Origin of the sequence: Chitinophaga sp. MM2321, assembly GCF_964033635.1 — a bacterium.
Lineage (GTDB): Bacteria > Bacteroidota > Bacteroidia > Chitinophagales > Chitinophagaceae > Chitinophaga.
This window is the reverse complement of sequence record NZ_OZ035533.1, coordinates 6,180,861-6,201,251: the sequence shown is the minus strand read 5'-3', so window position 1 is coordinate 6,201,251 and position 20,391 is coordinate 6,180,861. Positions and strand designations below refer to the sequence as shown.

Here is a 20,391-nt window from a genome sequence, read left to right as displayed (position 1 = left end):
AGCCACACAGGAGATCCCCGTTTTATAAAGCGGTACTAACCGTTATTTCAAAAAAGTCGCTTAAATTTATTGCTGACCTGTGAATCTTTTACATTTGTTATTTCTATGAATCGTATTATAGGCTGTTTGATTTTATTGCTCACCCTGCATTTTACTGTGTATGGAAACACTCCTCAGCAAGCATTACTGAAAGAGTTAAATAGCAACATAGAAAGATCAGGTGCCTACGATGCATTAAAAGTAAAGGGTATCGATAGTATCAAACATACGCTGGCAGGCGCCGGCAGCGATCTCACCCTCCGCTTTAATATCAACCAGCAACTGTACGAGGCCTACAAAGTATTTAACTTCGATTCCGCCTTCATTTATGCCCGGCATCTGGAGCAGATCGCTACAGAAATGAATGACCCTGTGCGCATTATGTGTGCAAAAGTAAAACTGGGCTTCATTCTGCTATCATCAGGCATGTTTACAGAAACAGCCGCTTTCCTGGACAATATCAATGTAACCGGCATGCCCGATAGCATCCGGGTACAGTTTTACCTGATGAAAAGCCGGTTCTATTACGACCTCGCCGCCTATAACCAGGATAAATACTACACCCCTGAATATACCCACCAGGGAGGTATATATATGGACTCCGCGCTTCACCTGTTACCGGAGGCTTCCTTTGAATATAAGTACAATAAAGGTTTGCAATATTTCATGAAAGGCAACCTGCCTGCTGCTATTGCCTGCTATCCTGACCTGAACCAGCCGGGACTGAACTACCGGCAACTAGCCGTAGCCGCCTGCACACTGGGCAACATCTACTTACAAAGTAATCAGCCGGATACCGCCATCACCTTGCTGATCCGGTCTGCCATTGCGGATGTTAAATCGTCTACCAAAGAAACCATGGCCATGTATATGCTGGCCACTTTATTATTTGGTAAGGGAGATGTTAAAGATGCCTCCCATTATATTGAAAAGGCGATTGCAGAAGCAGTATTTTATGGCGCCCGGCAACGTAAAGTACAGGTTAGCAGTATTTTACCCATCATTGAGCAGGAGCGGATCTATACTGCTGAAGAAAAGACACGCTCGCTACTCATCTATGCCGCCATCGTTACGCTTTTACTGATTGCCCTTGTGGTATTGGCGATTACTGTTTTCAGACAGGTACAGAAACTGAAAACAGCCCAGCATATTATTACTGCGGCCCATCTTAAACAACAGGAAATCAATAACCAGTTGCTGGAAGCCAATAAGATCAAAGAGGAATATGTAGGTTATTGCTTCAATATCAACGCTACCTATATCGGCAAAATTGAAAAGATCAAACAAACGCTTGAGCAGAAATTAACAGAAAACAAGCCCAATGAAGTAAAATTCCTTGTAAATAACATCAATATCAGGCAGGAAAGAGAGGATCTTTTCACGAATTTCGACCGGGTATTCCTTAAAATATTCCCGCATTTCGTGGAAGAATTCAACGCCTTGTTTGATAAAAACAACCAGGTGGCGCTAAAAGAAAATGAGCTGCTCAATACAGATATCCGTATTTTTGCCCTGATCCGGATCGGTATCTCCGATAATGAAAAAATTGCCCGCATCCTGGAATATTCTGTAAATACGATTTATGCCTATAAAACCAAAATCAAAAAGCGGTCATTAGTGCCCAGTGAAGAGTTCGAAAACCATGTTATGGGCATTAAAGCACTCTGAAAACACCTTGAATTAGTAGTAACCCATCAATATATGTAAAATTTATATTTGTTCGTAACTCATTAGATATCAGTATGATAATATTGATTCTATCCTAATATTTGCGTTTATTTTCTATATTTATCTTGTATAAGTTGTTCACCTGCGCATACCTATTTTACTTTGGTTAAAAGTAAAAAAGTATAAAAAAACCAAAATCACTATCTGAGAATCTATAAGCCAAAATCAGTAAACCAGGCTAACGCCACCCACGTATGAACCGGTAATTAAATCCACGTTGTTAAAAATGTTGAGCAAGCCTCCGCATGCAACGCAACTACCTGTTCAATGAGTTATTCACTAAATCTTTAAATCCACGGTAACAGAACAGTCCATTCACTGCTCAAAAAATCCACTTTATGACCAAATCGCGACTTTTCAAAACTCTATTTCTGTGCTCCTTCCTGTTATTGGTACAGGGCCTCGTAATGGCCCAGAACAAGACCATTACAGGCAAGGTAACAGATAACAATGGCGTTGCCATCCCAGGCGCCACCATACAGATCAAAGGCACCAAAAGCGGCACCAGCGCAGATGCTGAGGGCAACTTTCAGGTATCTGTAGCTCCCGGCGCCACTACCCTGATTGTTTCCTTTATTGGTCAAACAGCCCAGGAGGTAGATATCGTCAACAAAACACACGTAGACGTGAAACTGGTGCAGGAAAACACCACCCTCACCGATGTAGTGGTAGTAGGTTATGGTACTACCCGTAAAAAAGATATTACCGGTGCTATTGCCCAGGTAAAAGCCGCCGAATTTAACCGCGGTATCACCACCGCACCGGATCAGCTGATCCAGGGTAAGGTATCCGGCCTGATGATCCTCAATAACAGCGGCGCTCCCGGCGCTTCTGCTACGGTACGTATCAGAGGGGTATCCTCCGTTCGTTCCGGCAACCAGCCCCTGTATGTGGTAGACGGGGTTCCACTGGATGGCCGCGTTGCGCGCCCTGATATCAACGTAAATGGCCTCGGTCAGACACCCGATGCCAACCCGCTGAACTTTATCAACTCCGCCGACATTGCCTCCATGGACGTATTAAAAGATGCTTCTGCAACAGCCATCTACGGTTCCCGCGGCGCTAACGGCGTAATCATCATCTCCACAAAAAAAGGTACACCCGGTCCTACCAGGCTGGATGTAAACTATTCTGTAGGCATGAGCAACATCATGAAAAAACTGGACGTACTGAATCCCGACGAATACCGGGCAGCACTGAAAGAGTATAACCTCACCGGCGGCGACGGCGGCGGTAATTCAGATGGTATGGAATCTATTTTAAGAACCGGTATCACCCAGAATGTAGGCGTAGCCATGAGCGGTGGCAACGAAACCAGCCGCTACAGGGCCTCTTTCGGTTTACAAAACCAGGAAGGTATCGTTAAAAAAACCGGTCTTAAAAAATATACAGCTACCCTCAACGGTCAGAATAAATTCCTGGACAGCAAACAGCTGGGCATCGATTATAATATCATGGCAGCACATACTATTGAACAGCTCGCACCTATCACCAACGATGCAGGATTTACCGGCAGCCTCATAGGACAGGCATTGCAATGGAATCCTACCCTGAATATCAACAACCCCGATGGCTCCTTTAATATCCTCGATGTAGGTAAGGCCGTGAATCCGGCAGCGATGTCCAAGGCGTATGACGACAAAGCCAGCATCAGCTATATCCTGGCCAGCGTTTCTCCCTACTTCAAATTCAATGATGACTGGGAATACCGCATGACATACAGCATAAATCACCAGACAGGTCAGCGCCGCTCACAGGTAGCCTCCTTTATCAACATCAAGGACATCTTTGACAATGGTGCTGCACTTTACAATACCGCTGAACTAACCACACAGTTGTTCAACAATACGCTCAGTTATAACAAGCAAATTTCTTCCGCATTCAACCTGAGTGCCATGGTAGGATATGAATACCAGAAATTTGCCTATTCCGGCGTAGCGGTATCTGCCACTGGTTTTCCCACGTATGCTGTTGATTATACAGACATTCTCCAGGCGCCTTCCCAGGCAAATACCGGGATCGGTTCTTTCCGTAATCCAAGTTCCGAACTGCAATCATACTTTGGCAGGGTAACCCTTAATGCAAAGGATAAATATCTCCTGACAGCCACCATGAGAGCAGATGGCTCCAGTAAATTCGGCGCCAATAACCGGTACGGCTACTTCCCTTCCTTTGCCGGTAAATGGAATATCAGCGGGGAAGACTTCATGATAGACAATACCTTCTTCAATAACCTGGCCCTCAGAGTTGGTTACGGGATTACCGGTAACCAGGAATTTCCTGCCGGCGCAGCGCAGGCACAATACGGTCTTGGCTCCGGTGGTAGCGCCAGTCTGATCAATGTTGCCAACCCCGATCTGAAATGGGAAACATCCAAACAACTGAACACAGGTCTTGACTTCATCATCCTGAAAAACAGGTTATCCGGTACGGTGGATTACTTTTTAAAGAATACCACTAACCTGCTTTTCAGCTTCCCGGCTATTCAACCTGCCCCGGCTTCCAACTACTGGATTAACCTGCCTGGCAAAGTACTGAATACCGGTGTGGAAGTATCCCTGAAAGGAGACATCATTCAGAATAAAGACTGGAACTGGAAACTCGGCGTAAACGGCACCTTCCTGAAAAACGAAATGAGAGATTATGTAGGACCAACCGTACTTACAGGCTCTATCAGCGGTCAGGGTGTATCCGGCGCTACGGCACAAAGACTGGCAAACGGTTATCCTTTAAATACTTTCTACCTGCAGAAATTTGAAGGCTTTGATGATAAAGGTCAAAGTGTGTATGCAGATAACGGAGCGTTATTTTACCTGTCAAACCCCAACCCTAAAGTGTTGCTGGGTATCAATACTGAATTGTCGTACAGGAAATGGATCCTGAATGCCAGCTCCCATGGTGCTTTTGGCTTCGAAGTCTATAATAATACGGCCAACACCGTTCTTCCAATTGGTAACCTCGGATCTACCAATATTGCGAAAACACTGTTGGGTAACGGAGAAGCACAAACGAATTCACCGGCCGCTTCTTCCCGCTACCTGGAAAAGGGTAATTTCCTGAAACTGGATAACGTTACCCTTACCTACAACATTGGTAACGTAGGAAAAGTATTGAAAAATGCAGCAGTATATGTTACCGGACAAAATCTTTTCGTAATCACCAAATACAGCGGGTTCGATCCTGAAGTAAATACAGACAAAAACGTGAATGGCGTTAGCTCTTTTGGCATTGAGTATTCACCTTATCCAACTGCCAGAAGTGTAATGTTTGGGTTACTGTTTTCCTTATAATTTTCCATTCATCTAAAACTACTAATAATGACTTTGAATATAATCCGATCAGTTATCGTAATAGCCTGCTGCGTAGGATATACCGCCTGTAGCCTGGATGAAAAACTAGGCTCCACCCTCACCAAAGACCAGGCGGATTCCATTATTAAAGCGCCGCAGCTGCTGCAAAACGCTTATAATAATCTGCAGAATGCCTATCAGGCCTTTTCCCAGACATGGGGTATGTCTGAAATGAGTACAGACGAAGCCCTTGGGCCCACACGTGGAGGCGACTGGGATGACAATGGCGTTTGGCGTGCCCTTCATGAACACAAATGGACACCCGATCACGCACATATTCAGAATACATTCAGTGCCTTGCTGCTGGAACAATTCAGCGCCACCAACGTACTGAACTTTCACCCCACACCCGAACAGGAAGCAGAAGCCCGCTTTCTCCGCGCATTATCCATGTTTTCCGTACTGGATCTGTATGGTCAGGTTCCTTTCCGTAATCCTACAGATACCCTGCTGACAGCACCTAAAGTGTTTAAAGCACCGGAAGCCATCGATTTTATCATTGCCGAATTAAATGAAATTCTGCCCAACCTGGCCGACAGGCCCGCTGCGCAGGCATATGTTGCCAATAAAGATGCCGCACGTTTCCTGCTGATGAAAATGTATCTCAACAAAGGTACATTCACTAACCGGCAAACACCCACCTTCGATGCAGCGGATATGCAAAAGGTGATCACACTGGCAGATGAAATCAATGCCACAGCTACTTATCGGCTTGCAGATAACTATTACGACAACTTCGCCCGCGATAATGATGTGAAATCAACAGAGAATATTTTCACACAGCAAAACGGACCGGGATTCAGTACCGTCCGCAATGGTGATGCTGTATTTTGCAGATGGATGTGTACCCTCCACTACAGCCAGACACCAAGTGGCTGGAACGGATTCACCACCCTCTCAGACTTCTATGATAAATATGAAGCTGCTGATAAAAGGTTAGGTGGCGCATATCCTAACCTGACAGAAAAAACCGGCCTGAAAGTAGGCTTCCTGGTAGGACAGCAATACGATCAGCATGGCAACAAAATACTGGACAGAAAAGGACGGCCACTGGTATTTACACGGGAAGTGGAACTGAGAGCTACCGGCGACCAGGTAGAAATGGCAGGCATCAGGGTGATTAAATATCCGCCAGATCTGCTTACCAGCGAAAAATCATTGAGTAACAATGAAGCGAGCAATGATTTTGTTTTCTTCCGTTATGCAGATGTAATGCTGATGAAAGCAGAAGCCCTTTTGAGAACCGGCAAAGGCGGTGAAGCACTTCCCATCATCAACCAGATCCGCAGCAAACGTGGCGCCTCCACTTTCGGCGCACTGACCCTCGATAATCTACTCGATGAAAGAGGCCGCGAATTATACTGGGAAGGCTGGAGAAGACAGGATCTTATCCGCTTCGGAAAATTCCTGCAACCATGGCAGTTGAAACCAACAGACGATCCGAAGTACCTGTTGTATCCTATTCCAACCAGTGATCTGGCCGTTAATAAAAACCTGGAACAGAATCCGGGCTACTGATAAATACACTTTTTGCTGAAGGCAAGGTCGTTTTTAGAAATGGCCTTGCCTCCTGGCAAATCCTCCACTACAGCTATTCTTATAACTATTTCGCATTATGCAAATAATGCGGTAGGGAGATGTTTTGTTAAAAAAAACCTACACGACTCATGTATAAAAACATTCTGCCGGGGCTTTCAGGTCTGCTCTTGCTACTAACCTGCTGTGCTGCCACCGCCCAAAACCAGGTGATGAAGATCGGAAAAATAAATACGGTCAATATCTCCGGACAGCAAATAAAGATCAACGCAGAAAATGCTTTCGCAGAAATCACCGTGTATAGTCCGTCCGTGATCAGGGTACGTATGGATAAGCAACCCCTCACCGCCGACTTCTCTTACGCCGTCATTGCAAAGCCGGTTACAACAAAAACACAGATAGCGCAAACAGACAGTGAGATCAGTATAACCACCGATTCCCTGCGCATGCGCATTACAAAAAGGCCTTTCTCCATTAGTTTTTTTACCCCTTCGGGAGAAGTGATCAACGAGGATGAACCAGGATTAACCACTTCCTGGATCGGTAATGATGTAACAACCTACAAGAAGATGCAGGAGGGCGAAAGATTTATAGGCCTGGGCGAAAAAACAGGTAACCTTGATCGTAAAGGTGAAGGCTATACGAACTGGAACTCCGATGTATTCGGATACGCTACCAACAAGGACCCTATCTATGCTACCATTCCTTTTTATGTAGGCATCCATCACCATCTCAACTACGGCATTTTCTTCGACAACACCTTTCAAAGCGATTTCAATTTCGGCGCCAGCAACAACCGGTTTTCTTCTTTCGGCGCCAGGGGAGGAGAGATGAATTATTATTTCATCTACCACCCGCAAATGGCAGACATTATTACTTCGTATACCAGTCTTACCGGCCGCATGCCCATGCCGCCCTTGTGGAGCCTGGGATACCAGCAAAACCGCTACAGCTACTATCCTGACACGGAAGTAATGCGTATCGCACAAACATTGCGGGAAAAGAAAATCCCCGCCGACGGTATCACACTGGACATTCATTATATGGATGCCTATAAGCTGTTTACCTGGAATAAAGATCGCTTCCCAAATCCCAGGCAACTCACCAGTCAACTGAAAGACATGGGCTTTAAGATAACGGTGATCGTAGATCCGGGTATCAAAGTAGAAGAAGGCTATGCGGCCTATGAAAACGGAAAAAAAGAAAATATCTTCCTCAAATACAGCGATGGTGAAAACTATACCGGCCAGGTATGGCCCGGCTGGTGCCACTTTCCGGACTTCACCAGTATGAAGGGCCGCGACTGGTGGAAAGGGCAGATAAAATCGTATATCCGTGACGGTGTGAGCGGTATCTGGAATGACATGAACGAAATTGCTACCTGGGGACAGAAAATGCCCGACAATGTCATCTTCAACTACGAAGGTCATCCGGTTACACATCAGCAAGGACATAACATCTACGGTCTTCAAATGGTGCGCGCCAGTTATGAAGGCACAAGGGAAGAACTGAAAAAAAGACCCTTCCTGTTAACACGTGCAGCATATGCCGGTAGTCAGCGTTACAGCGCCCTGTGGACCGGTGATAACCGCGCCGAAGAAGATCATATGCTGTTAGGCGTAAGGCTGTTGAATAGTTTAGGTGTAAGCGGTATGGCCTTCACTGGTATGGATGTAGGTGGCTTTACCGGTAATCCTACCGTAAGTCTGTATGCCCGCTGGATGCAGATAGGCGCTTTTATTCCTTATTTCAGGAGTCATACCGGTATCAATACCAAGTCCGCCGAGCCCTGGACTTTCGGAGAAGAAGTGCTGGAGATCTCCCGTAATTATATCAACCTGCGCTATCATCTCCTGCCATATCTCTACAGTACCCTGTTCGAATCTACGCGTACGGGCATGCCCGTTATGCGTACACTGGCACTTAACAATACGTTCGATGCAAAAGTATATGACACCCGTTTTCAGAATCAATATGGTTTTGGCAATGCGTTCATGATCGCGCCTTTCGAGAGTACCAAAGAATTTGGTAAAATATATTTCCCCGAAGGGAAGTGGTACAACTTTTATACGGATGCCGTTATCGATGGCCAGCAGGAAGTTACAACAGACCTCAGCATTAAAATCTTACCGGTGTATGTAAAAGAAAGCAGTATCATTCCCATGCAATCATTGATTCAGTCTACCATAGAAAAGCCTGTAGACACGCTTTTCCTGCACATCTATAAAGGCGATAAGACAAATACATTTGTTTATTATGAAGATGATGGTGAAAGCTTCGACAATGAGAAAGGTGTCTTCTATCAACGCGCCATTACTTATAACCCTGCCGATAAAAAAATCGTGCTGGAAAAAACTGCCGGCAGTTATCAGTCAAAATTTCATTACGTCAAATTACTGTTGCATGGGTTTTCATCACAAAAAAGTATAACCATTAACGGTAGTCAGCTGTCTTTACAGGCAGGTACACATGCTTTCCTGTCGCCTATTTCCCGGTTTGATCCGCAGGGTACATTTATTCCGGCAGATAGTTGTCTTATTCAACAGGCTACTTTCGGTAATAGTAACGAGCTTATTAACGTGGGTTTATAAGAAAAGAACGGCCCCCCTGGTTTGCCGGGGGGCCTTCTTTATATGCGGGAAGCCTTTTCTATTGCTTGTCCTGCCCGGGCAGCTGATGGGTCAACTACCGGGTAGCATATAGCCATATCAATTTTTAGCGCCGGAAACTGTAATTTTAAATAAAGAAAATAACCATGCTACAGAATAGAGTTGACCCAATGGGCAATATTATCAAAACAGCGGCAAGGGGAATCTTTATGGGAAACCGGGGAGTTTTACACAATGAGAATAAGGAAATCCTTCGTCCATTTAAAATCAAAACATGGATCACCTGTGTACTTGAATTTAAAAACAGGAAGAGAGAAGTAATGGCCCATAACAGATATACAGAACTTTTCTTTATGGATGAAGCCACCTCTTTTTCCGCAGGTCACCGGCCCTGCTTTGAATGTCGCAAAGAAGCGGCTGTTAAATTTAAAGCTCTTTGGCTGAAAGGTAATCCTGGTTATGAATTCGACACAAAAACTTTGATCAAAGAAATAGATAATGTTCTGCATAAAGAACGGATTAGTAGCAGTAATACAAAAATAACTTATGAAGAAAGACCCGATGAATTACCTGACGGAACTTTCGTCATATTCGGGGATGAGCCATATTTAATAGTGAAAGGATATATGTATTTATGGTCCCCCTTTGGCTATTCAAAAAGAATGCACTTACCCCAGGCCGGCAAATTACCAGTTTTAACACCCAGGTCTATTGTCAATACATTCAGAGCAGGCTATATCGCTCAAATATCAATTTAAATAGCAAACTATTTGCAAAAAACAGATAGCAAGAAACGGGTTCTTTTGCGCGTCAGCAGATCGTAAATTTGTATTCTAAAAATAAAAAATCATGGAAACGAAACACATCTCTGCTATAACACCAGCCCACATCAAAGGGAATACGACAGCATATTATTATAAAACAATGGCATCTCCTGTAGGAAAGCTAAAACTGATAGCCAGTGATAAAGGGCTTGCTGCCGTTCTTTGGGAAAATGACAACCCGAATCGCATACAGGTAAGTGCTGATGTAGAGGATAAAAACCATCCCATCCTCTGTAAGGCAGAAGGGCAACTCAACGAATATTTTGCCAAAAAAAGAAATACATTTTCTATTGAACTGGATTTTGTAGGAACTGAATTTCAAAAAAAAATATGGGCAGCACTGCTAACTATCCCTTTTGGAGAAACGAGAACTTATGGGCAGATCGCAAAACAAATTGGTGATCCGAAAGCAGTACGTGCTGTTGGAGCCGCTGCGGGCAAAAATCCTGTTTCTATCATTACGCCTTGTCACCGGGTAATAGGCGCCTCCGGGAAATTAGTTGGATTTGCAGGTGGCCTGGATAACAAGCACTGCTTACTTCAATTAGAAAGCAAGGTGAACCCCACTCTTTTTTAATGAAGCACCCGGGCATGCGCATCATGCTCGGGCTTTGGTATGAATACTTGTTGAGGTTAGGAGTTTATATTATCTTTCCAAAAACTCAATTTAAGTGTTGCATACGTTTTCAACGGAAAATTTTCACGCCATTTGCGAACAACTTTCCTCGAAAGATCCGGAGTTGGCATTCATCATAAAAACATTTGGTTATCCTCCAATGTGGACAAGACCAAATACGTTCGAAAGCCTGGTGCATATTATACTGGAACAACAGGTATCGCTGGCTTCCGCCCTGGCAGCACTAAATAAACTGCGTGAAAGACTCCCAAAAATAACTCCTGACAAACTACTGGAACTAACAGATGAAGAATTAAAAGCCTGTTATTTTAGCCGTCAGAAAATGTCTTATGTCAGATCTCTGGCGGAGGCCATTCAAAGCAGGCAGTTCAACCCAAAAGCAATGGAGAAATTGCCTGATGAAGAAGTCCGTAAAAAACTGGTTGCCTTAAAAGGAATTGGCAACTGGACGGTAGATGTTTATCTGATGTTTGTGCTCCGCCGGGCGGATATTTTTCCAATCGGCGACCTGGCAGCAGTAAATGCACTGAAACAGGTTAAAAAACTGCCAAAGGATACTTCAGTGGAAAAATTACTTAGTCTGTCAGCCGCATGGCAACCCCACCGGACTGTTGCCACAATGATATTGTGGCATTATTACCTGTCGTTAAGGGTAAAAGACAAATCGGTGGAAGTAGAGAAGGTGAAGAAGGCGGTTACGCTTTGAGGCGATATTACGTCTAAATATATTTGTAACCTACCTAAAATCGTATTACCTTCACTTCAACAGTACTCGCCACGCTTCCCACAGATCAGCGCACCCAGGCGGGGCTTTTTTTTTATATGACTACCCCCTACACAAAACCATCTACATCAACCTCCCATCAGATAGCCCTTTTACAGCGAAGGGGATTAACTATTGATGATCCTCTTGAGGCAGAACACTATTTAAAGCACATTGGATACTATAGATTAGCTGGCTATTGGCAAATCTTCCAGAATGATGCTGTGACACATACTTTTATTCCAGGATCTACTTTTGAACAAATAGCCGAGTTATATAACTTTGATCGTGAATTAAGAATTTTGTTACTTAATGCAATAGAGCGTATAGAAGTATCCTTTCGTTCTGTCTTGGTCAATGAAATGTGTTCAGCGTATCATCCTGCTTGGTTTACTCGTGTTGAATATGCATTTAGTGAAGAAGTATTAGATAAAATTCTTAAAACCATTGACAAAGAATTAAGCCGTTCAAATGAAGATTTTGTAGCTCATCATGATCGCAAGTATGGAACGGACAAATACCCTCCTGCCTGGAAAACAATGCAAGTACTTTCCTTTGGCGTGCTTTCAAAAATATATGGCAACATTCATAAAAACGTACCAGAAAAAAAGAAAATCGCAAAAATTTACGGCCTTCCTAGTGAAGCATGGATGCATAGCTGGATGCAAGTAATATCTGTATTGAGGAATTATTGTGCGCATCATTCAAGAGTATGTTACCGTATATTTAGTTTTCCTCCAAAGGACATGCGGCGCCCACAATTGCCTTGGATTAAGAATGCTCCCCCCACCGGCGGCCCACTTAGTCAACATCTTTATTATCAATTGTGTGCAGTAAGGTATTTATTACATACTTGTTGTCCTGATAATCATTTCAACGACGAGTTAAGACAATTGATAATAAAATCTCCAGGGGTAGAATTAAACCGCATGGGATTCATTCCTGAATGGGAGCATGAAGACTTGTGGCAGTAATTAAGCGATTGAGCATTCAAAATGATAATACCCCTTTCTAGAACTAACTAAAAAGAAAAATATATATGTGAATTGCCAAATTCATCAAAAATATAACTTCCAAATCCTTTCATTTAGACCTAAATGTTGAATTGTGTGGTTCTTTATAAGAATAAATCGCGAATTGGTGGTAAGTGCGAGTGTGGTGTCAACTCCTGTAAAACTACCTCCCCACCCAACTTCCAAAAACATGTATCAAATAAAAAAGGCTTCCTGCGTCTAACCGCTGAAAGCCTTTCCTACCGCGTGGTCCCACCTGGGCATGATCCAGGGACCCCCTGATTATGAGTCAGGTGCTCTAACCAACTGAGCTATAGGACCCGTTCCGAAGAACTACATTTCCCTTTTTCAAGGGACGGCAAAATTAATTATTTTCCTGAATTATCCTAAATTTTTTTTCTCCGTAAAACGTTAACGCCTACACTTTAGCAAAAACCCGCTTTCTTTGTACCCAATTTCTGACCATATGAAAGGCATTAAAAATATCATTTTTGACCTGGGGGGTGTCCTCCTCAATATCAATTATAAGCTGACCAATGATGCATTTGTAGCGTTGGGCGTTACAAACTTCCATGAATTGTATACGCAGTTTCAGGGGGCGGACCTGTTCAACAACCTCGAAACGGGCCATATCAGTACGGCTGAATTCCTGGAAGAAATGCACCGGCATGTTCCAGAGAGTGTAACGGATGAAGCTTTAACGACCGCATGGAATGCCATGCTGCTGGACTTCCCGCTGCAACGCCTGCAATTATTGCAGCAGTTGCGGCAGCATTATAACCTGTATCTGCTGAGTAATACCAATGCGATTCACCTGGAGGCGTTTAATAAGATCCTGCAGGAGAGCAGGGGAATTCCGTCACTGACCACATTTTTTGAGAAAGCATACTATTCGCACCTGATGGGGTACCGGAAGCCCGACAAGGCTTCTTATCAGCTGGTGCTGGAAGAGAATAACCTGAAAGCGGAAGAAACGTTGTTTATTGATGATACCCTGCCTAATATTGAAGGTGCACAGGCGGTAGGATTGCAAACGATTCACTTGCAGTCGCCTAAAACCATCCTGGATATTTTTAGACCACAGAACGCCGGATAATAAAAAAGGCCGGTTGTAAGAACCGGCCTTCAACTATTTATCTTATTTGATTTCTTCGAAGTCCAGGTAGTCATCTTTACGCGGCTTTTCTGCCGGCCGCTGGGCAGGAGGTGCCTGCTGGGGAGCTTGTTGCGCCTCATATTGCTGGCGCATGCCTTCCTGCATGTCGCTCATTTGTCGTTTTACTTTTTGGGTGAGCCGGTAACCTGGAACAATTATATTGAATACCAGCTTATATAGGAGCCATCCAAAAAATACAATAAGTATCCATCTCAACATAGTGTCGCGAAGTTAGCGGAATATCCTTTCCGTGGACTTGAAAACCACCTCATTTTAAGGTTTCTTTAACTTTCACGGGTACTTACAGCCCTAAAAGTGCGGCGGAAGTAAGGGCTTCTTTTTTGTTGAATTCCCATGCCAGCTTGCGATAGTTCACCGCATCAATGATGGTTCCTACAAAGCAAAAGCCCAGGGTGACCAGGTAAATAATCCCCATGCCTACCTGGTTGATGAGGAAACGCTGGATGCCGGCAGCGCCAAAGAAGCCAATCAGGCTGCAAAGCAGGATGATCTGCGGATCTTTACGCCGGGATTGATATACGGCCAGAAAACGCTGTTTGTTTTCCTGGCTGAAATTTTTGCTCAATTCCTGCAACCACAGCACTTCTTCCGCTTCGATACCTGGTAACATCGCAAATGAATAATCAGTCATGGCAGTTATTTGTTATTTAAATTCAGCGTACTGGAAACGGGCCAGCTGTATGGTACGATGTAGCAAAACCGCTACTACTACGGGAGACAGCCAATGATGATGAAGTGATTCCTTCCATTGTCCATGCAAAAAATAATGAATACCATGTCCTAATCCGCAGCCGGGGCAAAAGGGGAGACCTGCATTTTTAAACAGGCATAATGTGTGACTGTTTTCGGATGGCGTCATCAGGTATAATAATAGCATTCCTACCGGCCATACGATCAATTCCACATTGATTTTGCTGTAAATAGCAGTTCGCATTAAATATTTTTAAACCATATATGAGAGATAGTCGTGCGTCTGCGGTATTTATTTATATACAAGTTAAAGAAATTGTTTTTCAATCAAAATAAAATCCTAGTTTTGCGTAGGAAAAATGATTCAAATGAAGGGGACGAGATATTGTCCCCTTCCGCTTTTTGGTATGGCAAACGAACACGTGATAAAAACTATCCGGGATATGGCAGAAGGACTGCTGATAGACGATCCCGACAACTTTTTGGTAGACATCAGAATAAAGCCCACTAACAATATAAAGCTCTTTTTAGATGGGGATAAGGGGGTGCCGGTTGAAAAGCTGGTATCTTTTAACCGTAAGTTATATCCTTTACTGGAAGCAGCTGAACTGTTCCCTGACAACGATTTCTCCCTGGAGGTATCTTCACCCGGACTGGATGAGCCCTTGAAATTGCACAGACAATACCTTAAAAATATTGGACGCAAAGTGGAAGTGACCCTCCTGGATGGCACTGTTAAGGAAGGGACATTGCTGGTAGTAACGGAGGAGATGATCAACATCGAAGAAGTTATTGGCAAAAAGAAAGAAAAGATATCCACCGATTTAAAACTTAATGAAATAAAGCACACAAAGGTGTGCATCGTGTTTTAAAATATAACAACTAAACATGGCTAGTATTAACCTGATTGAGTCATTCACCGAGTTCAAGGAGGCGGAAAACATTGACCGTCCTACGTTGATGAAGGTATTGGAAGATGTGTTCAAAACACTGCTGCGGAAAAAGTATGGCTCTGATGAGAACTTTGACGTGATTGTAAATACGGAGAAAGGCGACCTTGAAATATTACGCCGTCGTACAATCGTTGCAGATGGAGAGGTGGAAGATGACAATGCACAAATCGCTTATTCTGAGGCTATAAAAGTAGAACCGGATTACCAGGTAGGAGAAGATCTGTACGAAGAAGTAGAGATACTGGATTTCGGCCGCAGGGCTATCCTGGCGGCTAAGCAAACCTTATCTGCCCGTATCGGTGATCTCAAAAAGAACATCCTCGTAAAGAAATATGCTGATAAAGCAGGTGAAATTGTAAATGGAGAAGTTTACCAGGTTTGGAAAAAAGAAGTTTTATTGCTTGATGATGAGGGGAATGAGTTAATTTTGCCTAAATCTGAACAAATACCCACAGATTATTTCAAAAAAGGGGAAAACGTAAGAGCGGTAGTGAAAAAAGTGGAGATGAAGAATAACGCTCCACTCATCATTCTTTCCCGCACTCATCCATCCTTCCTTGCTAAATTGCTGGAAATTGAGGTGCCTGAGATCTTTGACGGACTAATTGTAATTAAGAAAATCGTTCGCGAACCCGGTGAAAGAGCGAAAGTTGCCGTAGAATCCTACGATGACCGTATTGACCCGGTAGGAGCCTGTGTGGGTATGAAAGGTAGCCGTATACACGGTATCGTTCGCGAACTCAGAAATGAAAATATCGATATTATCAACTTTACCACCAACATTCAACTGTTGATCCAGCGTTCATTAACACCCGCCAGGATCAGCCGGATGGAAGTGGATAACGAAAATAAATATGCTTCTGTTTACCTGAACCCTGACCAGGTTTCCCTGGCCATCGGTAAAAAAGGGGTAAACATAAAGCTGGCTTGTGAACTGACCGGTTTCGAAATAGATGTATTCCGCGACGAAGCCCAGGAACAATCCGAATTTGATATCGATCTGGAAGAATTCTCAGATGAAATCGAAGAATGGATCATAGACGAACTGAAAAGAATAGGTTGTGACACTGCCCGCAGCGTATTAGAGTTAACCACTGAAGAGCTGGTTCGCCGTTCGGATCTTGAAGAAGAGACAGTGCAGGATGTAAGAAGAATATTACAGGAAGAGTTTGACAAAGAATAAAGCCCAACCAGAACCCTTCCCAGGTAAAGGGCTTATAAGAAGGGGAATTGATTTTTTCGAGTTATTGTTTAAACGTAAAAAAACATCCCGTTTTGAAGAAACGGGAAACAGGGGAGGCCCGAAATACGATATGCCTGAAACAACAAACAACACACCACGATTGCTGGCTGCAGCCAAGGAGTTTAATATTGGTAAGGAAACCCTCATAGATTTCCTTGGCAATAAAGGCTTTGACATGGGTGGCTTTGGATCTCCAAATGCCCGCCTTACGGCTGTTATGTACTCAGCATTGCAGTCGGAATTCCAGCAGGACAAGGCTAACAAGCGCAAAAGCGACCAGATAGCCCTGCCTAAAGGAAGCGTGTTAGAGACAATGAAGAAGAAGGAAAAAGAGGAAGCAGAGGCCGCGGCTAAGAAAAAAGATACGTCTAAAGAAAAAGAAGAAGCGGCTCCCGTTGCGGAAGCGCCTAAAGCAACACCTGCGCCTGAACCAAAACCGGAACCCGTTAAGGAAATACCTAAACAGGAACCACAGGCGGTTGCTCCAGCTCCACCACCTCCTCCTCCGGCTAAAGAAAAAGAGGAACCCAAACCAAAACAGGAAACGCCCGTTGTTACAGCTCCCCCTGTTGCGGAAGTCCCTGCTGCACCGGCTACTACTCCCGCTGATCCGGAAGTAGTAAAAACAGAAGCGCCAAAAATTAACGGCCCCAAAGTCATTACCACTATTGACCTGGACGCCCTTAACCGCAATAAAAAACCTGCCTCTAAAAAGGATAAAGCTGATCCGGAAACACCGGCGCCGAAACCCGCAGAAGCAGTAGTACCACCGGCGAAAGAGGAAAAACCACAACCCGTGGCTACTCCTCCCGTTGCCGAAAAACAACCGGAACCGAAACCGGTAGCCGCTCCTCCGGTACAGGAAGCAGCTCCTGCTGAAAAAGCAGCAAAAACGGAGAAAGCCGAAAAAGTGGAAAAAGCTGAAAAAGCCCAATCCACTCCACAAGCAGAGCAAGTAGCTAAAACAGAAAAAACCGATACGACAGCAAAAACGGAGAAAGCCGCACCGGTTCAAGATAAACCTGTAGTTAAAAAAGTGGAAGAAGTATTACAAGCGGCAAAACCGGCTGCAATTAAAGAACCGGCCAGAATTCCTGTTAAAAATGCCGTAAAGGAAGAACAGCGCAATACCACTGCTGCGGATACTAACAGCCAACAAACACCTCCTCCTCCTGCATCACAGGAAGACCAGGGCCCCGCTGTTATTACAAACATCCAGGCCGAAAAGCTAACCGGCCCCAAAGTAATCGGTAAAATAGAACTGCCAGTTCAGTCTGACAGACGCGATAACAATAAAAATAACTTTAGCAGGGACGAAAAACGCAAACGCAAGCGTATTATCGTGGAGAAAAAACCAGAACCCATCCAACCTAAAGACTTCAAAGAAGGAGATCGTAAGGAAGGTGGCGCACCTGGCGAACATCGCCCGAATACACATGGCGGACAAGGCGGCAATCGCCCGCATCATGATCGCGGTGGTCATCAGGGTGGTGGAAACCGTCCCCAGGGTGATAACCGTAATCGTCCCGGTGGCGGCGCCCATACAGGTGCCGGCGGCGGCGGATACAACAGACCAGCCGGTCAGGGTGGTGGCTTTAACAGGCCAGCCGGACAAGGCGGTGGCAGCAGACCTCCCGGTCAGGGTGGCGGATTCAGCCGTCCTACTACCGGTGCAGGCGGCAACAGACCAGGCGGCGGCGGTTACAACCGTCCGGGCCAGGGTGGTGGTTATAACAGACCAGGTGCCGGCGGCCGTGATGATAAACGCACTGTTGAAGAAAAAGAAATCGATAAGAACGAGATCCAGAATAAGATCAAGGAAACCATGGCCAAACTCGGTGGTGGCGGACGCGGTAAGAACGTGAAAGCTAAACATCGCCGGGAAAAACGTGAGGAAAGAGCCCACCAGAAATCCAAAGAGGGTTCTGATGATAACAAGCTCCAGGTAACGGAATTCGTTTCCGTGAGCGAGCTGGCCAACCTGATGGATGTGAGCTTCGCAGAAGTTATCTCCAAATGTATGGGCCTCGGTATCATGGTATCCATTAACCAACGTCTGGATGCGGAAGTAATAGAACTCGTAGCCGGCGAATTTGGCTATGAAGTAGAATTTATCGGCCTCGACGCTGCAGAAGAAACAGATGAAGATGAAGAAATAGATGCGCCGGAAGATCAGGTGTCACGCGCACCGATCGTTACCATCATGGGTCACGTAGATCACGGTAAAACATCATTGCTCGATTACATCCGTAGTGCAAACGTAGTAGCCGGTGAAGCCGGAGGTATTACCCAGCATATCGGTGCCTACCAGGTAACGATGGGTAACGGTAAAAAGATCACCTTCCTCGATACACCTGGTCACGAAGCGTTTACCGCTATGCGTGCCCGTGGTGCCAAAGCAGCAGATATCGCTGTTATCGTGGTAGCTGCGGATGACGCCATCATGCCACAAACAAAAGAAGCGATCTCCCACTCCCAGGCTGCTGGCCTGCCAATGGTATTCGCTATCAATAAGGTGGATAAAGAAGGCGCCAACCCTGAGAAAATTAAAGAACAACTGGCACAACTGAACCTCCTGGTAGAAGACTGGGGTGGTAAATACCAAAGCCAGGAAATATCTGCTAAAAACGGGCTGAACATCGACATTCTCCTGGAAAAAATATTGCTGGAAGCGGAACTCCTGGAATTGAAAGCCAATCCCGACCGCGAAGCATCCGGTAGCATCGTGGAAGCATCACTGGATAAAGGCCGCGGTTATGTAGCCTCCCTGCTGGTACAAAATGGTACCCTCCGTCAGGGCGATACCATCGTATCAGGGTCCTTCTACGGTAAAATCAAGGCGATGTTCAATGAACGTGGTCAGAAAATGGAAGAAGCCGGACCATCCATGCCGGTACAGGTACTCGGTCTGAATGGTGCACCACAGGCTGGTGAGAAGTTCAAAATGTATCTCGAGGAATCTGAAGCCAAAGATGTGGCTAACCGCAGGGCACAGATTGTTCGCGAACAAGGTATCCGTACCAAGAAACATATCACCCTCGATGAAATCGGTCGCCGACTGGCTCTGGGTAACTTTAAACAGCTTAACCTCATCATCAAAGCCGACTTTGATGGTTCCGTAGAAGCATTGAGTGATTCCCTCCAGAAACTGTCTACCGAAGAAATCGTGATCAGTATCGTTCACAAGGCAGTAGGTCAGATCACAGAATCCGACGTATTGCTCGCTACCGCTTCTGATGCCATCATCCTCGGATTCCAGGTACGTCCTTCTTCCCAGGCTGCCAAGCTCGCGGAAAAAGAAAATATCGAAATCCGTAACTACTCCATCATCTATGACGCGATCGATGAAATCAAGAGCGCCATGGAAGGGATGCTGGAACCAAAAATCGAAAAGAAAGTGGTGTGCAACGTTCAGGTGCGCGAAACTTACAAATTCGACAAGGTTACCGTTGCAGGTTGCTTCGTACTCGATGGCAAGCTAGCCAGGAATACCCGCATCAACGTGGTGCGCGACGGTATTGTGGTACACACCGGCGAACTCGGATCTCTGAAACGTTATAAAGATGACGTGAAAGAAGTAGCTTCCAATATGGAGTGCGGTTTGAGTGTACGTGGCTACAGCGATCTGAGACCGGATGATATCATCGAAGGTTTCGAAGAAGTAGAAGTGAAGAGAACTTTATAAGGCTATCAATCAGCCTTTAGCATATGGAAAGCTATCAAAAAAGGAGATATAAGTATATTATCTCCATTTTGATAGCTTTCTGCTTTTATACCGGCCGATCATGGTAAGCCATCCGCTTATCTAAACTTTTGTTAAATCCGTCGA

15 protein-coding genes and 1 tRNA gene are annotated in these 20,391 nt (G+C 44.9%); 12 read left to right on the top strand and 4 right to left on the bottom strand.

What is annotated here, in order from left to right:
- Positions 1-105: 105 nt before the first annotated feature.
- The 8 genes from ABQ275_RS24385 (at position 106) to ABQ275_RS24350 (ending at position 12,460) form a co-directional block, all read left to right on the top strand.
- Positions 106-1,707 carry a DUF6377 domain-containing protein gene (locus tag ABQ275_RS24385; protein ID WP_349315756.1) on the top strand — a complete coding sequence of 534 codons (1,602 nt, stop codon included), beginning with the start codon at positions 106-108 and terminating at the stop codon, positions 1,705-1,707.
- A 398-nt stretch (positions 1,708-2,105) separates the two neighbouring features.
- Positions 2,106-5,057: a SusC/RagA family TonB-linked outer membrane protein gene (locus ABQ275_RS24380; protein ID WP_349315755.1), complete on the top strand. Its 2,952-nt coding sequence runs from the start codon at positions 2,106-2,108 to the stop codon at positions 5,055-5,057.
- Between the two features lie 27 nt (positions 5,058-5,084).
- The gene (locus tag ABQ275_RS24375; protein ID WP_349315754.1) at positions 5,085-6,635 is read left to right on the top strand and encodes a RagB/SusD family nutrient uptake outer membrane protein; all 1,551 of its coding nucleotides are present in this window, start codon (positions 5,085-5,087) and stop codon (positions 6,633-6,635) included.
- Between the two features lie 149 nt (positions 6,636-6,784).
- On the top strand, positions 6,785-9,244 hold the full coding sequence (locus ABQ275_RS24370) for a glycoside hydrolase family 31 protein (RefSeq protein ID WP_349315753.1): 2,460 nt from the start codon (positions 6,785-6,787) through the stop codon (positions 9,242-9,244).
- 164 nt (positions 9,245-9,408) lie between these two features.
- Complete coding sequence (locus ABQ275_RS24365; RefSeq protein ID WP_349315752.1) at positions 9,409-10,020, top strand: hypothetical protein; 612 nt, start codon at positions 9,409-9,411, stop codon at positions 10,018-10,020.
- Between the two features lie 91 nt (positions 10,021-10,111).
- Positions 10,112-10,663: a methylated-DNA--[protein]-cysteine S-methyltransferase gene (locus ABQ275_RS24360; protein ID WP_349315751.1), complete on the top strand. Its 552-nt coding sequence runs from the start codon at positions 10,112-10,114 to the stop codon at positions 10,661-10,663.
- A 199-nt stretch (positions 10,664-10,862) separates the two neighbouring features.
- Positions 10,863-11,429: a DNA-3-methyladenine glycosylase 2 family protein gene (locus ABQ275_RS24355; protein ID WP_349315750.1), complete on the top strand. Its 567-nt coding sequence runs from the start codon at positions 10,863-10,865 to the stop codon at positions 11,427-11,429.
- Between the two features lie 116 nt (positions 11,430-11,545).
- Positions 11,546-12,460: an Abi family protein gene (locus tag ABQ275_RS24350; RefSeq protein ID WP_349315749.1), complete on the top strand. Its 915-nt coding sequence runs from the start codon at positions 11,546-11,548 to the stop codon at positions 12,458-12,460.
- A 286-nt stretch (positions 12,461-12,746) separates the two neighbouring features.
- Here ABQ275_RS24350 and ABQ275_RS24345 read toward each other — a convergent pair.
- Positions 12,747-12,820 (bottom strand) — tRNA-Ile (locus tag ABQ275_RS24345).
- Between the two features lie 145 nt (positions 12,821-12,965).
- On the opposite strand from ABQ275_RS24345, the gene ABQ275_RS24340 reads away from it, so the two are divergent.
- The gene (locus ABQ275_RS24340; RefSeq protein ID WP_349315748.1) at positions 12,966-13,595 is read left to right on the top strand and encodes an HAD family phosphatase; all 630 of its coding nucleotides are present in this window, start codon (positions 12,966-12,968) and stop codon (positions 13,593-13,595) included.
- 42 nt (positions 13,596-13,637) lie between these two features.
- Here ABQ275_RS24340 and ABQ275_RS24335 read toward each other — a convergent pair whose 3' ends face one another.
- From ABQ275_RS24335 to ABQ275_RS24325, 3 genes are all read right to left on the bottom strand, one after another.
- Positions 13,638-13,874 carry a hypothetical protein gene (locus ABQ275_RS24335; protein WP_349315747.1) on the bottom strand — a complete coding sequence of 79 codons (237 nt, stop codon included), beginning with the start codon at positions 13,872-13,874 and terminating at the stop codon, positions 13,638-13,640.
- A gap of 82 nt (positions 13,875-13,956) precedes the next feature.
- Complete coding sequence (locus ABQ275_RS24330; protein WP_349315746.1) at positions 13,957-14,307, bottom strand: TM2 domain-containing protein; 351 nt, start codon at positions 14,305-14,307, stop codon at positions 13,957-13,959.
- A gap of 12 nt (positions 14,308-14,319) precedes the next feature.
- A complete protein-coding gene (locus ABQ275_RS24325; protein ID WP_349315745.1) occupies positions 14,320-14,610 on the bottom strand; it encodes a DUF2752 domain-containing protein in 291 nt (96 codons plus the stop codon).
- A gap of 124 nt (positions 14,611-14,734) precedes the next feature.
- Between ABQ275_RS24325 and ABQ275_RS24320 the strand changes: the two genes are divergently transcribed.
- From ABQ275_RS24320 to infB, 3 genes are read left to right on the top strand one after another with little or no spacing between them, the layout of a single operon-like run.
- A complete protein-coding gene (locus ABQ275_RS24320) occupies positions 14,735-15,238 on the top strand; it encodes a ribosome maturation factor (protein WP_349315744.1) in 504 nt (167 codons plus the stop codon).
- A gap of 16 nt (positions 15,239-15,254) precedes the next feature.
- Positions 15,255-16,502 carry a transcription termination factor NusA gene (nusA, locus tag ABQ275_RS24315; RefSeq protein WP_349315743.1) on the top strand — a complete coding sequence of 416 codons (1,248 nt, stop codon included), beginning with the start codon at positions 15,255-15,257 and terminating at the stop codon, positions 16,500-16,502.
- Positions 16,489-20,247: a translation initiation factor IF-2 gene (infB, locus tag ABQ275_RS24310; protein WP_349315742.1), complete on the top strand. Its 3,759-nt coding sequence runs from the start codon at positions 16,489-16,491 to the stop codon at positions 20,245-20,247. The genes nusA and infB overlap by 14 nt, the downstream gene beginning before the upstream one ends.
- Positions 20,248-20,391: the final 144 nt, after the last annotated feature.

Excerpts from the sequence above, each read along its gene's own strand:
- ABQ275_RS24385 (WP_349315756.1), top strand. The coding sequence starts at position 106 with ATGAATCGTATTATAGGCTGTTTGATTTTATTGCTCACCCTGCATTTT.
- ABQ275_RS24380 (WP_349315755.1), top strand. The coding sequence starts at position 2,106 with ATGACCAAATCGCGACTTTTCAAAACTCTATTTCTGTGCTCCTTCCTG.
- ABQ275_RS24375 (WP_349315754.1), top strand. The coding sequence starts at position 5,085 with ATGACTTTGAATATAATCCGATCAGTTATCGTAATAGCCTGCTGCGTA.
- ABQ275_RS24370 (WP_349315753.1), top strand. The coding sequence starts at position 6,785 with ATGTATAAAAACATTCTGCCGGGGCTTTCAGGTCTGCTCTTGCTACTA.
- ABQ275_RS24365 (WP_349315752.1), top strand. The coding sequence starts at position 9,409 with ATGCTACAGAATAGAGTTGACCCAATGGGCAATATTATCAAAACAGCG.
- ABQ275_RS24360 (WP_349315751.1), top strand. The coding sequence starts at position 10,112 with ATGGAAACGAAACACATCTCTGCTATAACACCAGCCCACATCAAAGGG.
- ABQ275_RS24355 (WP_349315750.1), top strand. The coding sequence starts at position 10,863 with ATGTGGACAAGACCAAATACGTTCGAAAGCCTGGTGCATATTATACTG.
- ABQ275_RS24350 (WP_349315749.1), top strand. The coding sequence starts at position 11,546 with ATGACTACCCCCTACACAAAACCATCTACATCAACCTCCCATCAGATA.
- ABQ275_RS24340 (WP_349315748.1), top strand. The coding sequence starts at position 12,966 with ATGAAAGGCATTAAAAATATCATTTTTGACCTGGGGGGTGTCCTCCTC.
- ABQ275_RS24335 (WP_349315747.1), bottom strand. The coding sequence starts at position 13,874 with ATGTTGAGATGGATACTTATTGTATTTTTTGGATGGCTCCTATATAAG.
- ABQ275_RS24330 (WP_349315746.1), bottom strand. The coding sequence starts at position 14,307 with ATGACTGATTATTCATTTGCGATGTTACCAGGTATCGAAGCGGAAGAA.
- ABQ275_RS24325 (WP_349315745.1), bottom strand. The coding sequence starts at position 14,610 with ATGCGAACTGCTATTTACAGCAAAATCAATGTGGAATTGATCGTATGG.
- ABQ275_RS24320 (WP_349315744.1), top strand. The coding sequence starts at position 14,735 with ATGAAGGGGACGAGATATTGTCCCCTTCCGCTTTTTGGTATGGCAAAC.
- nusA (WP_349315743.1), top strand. The coding sequence starts at position 15,255 with ATGGCTAGTATTAACCTGATTGAGTCATTCACCGAGTTCAAGGAGGCG.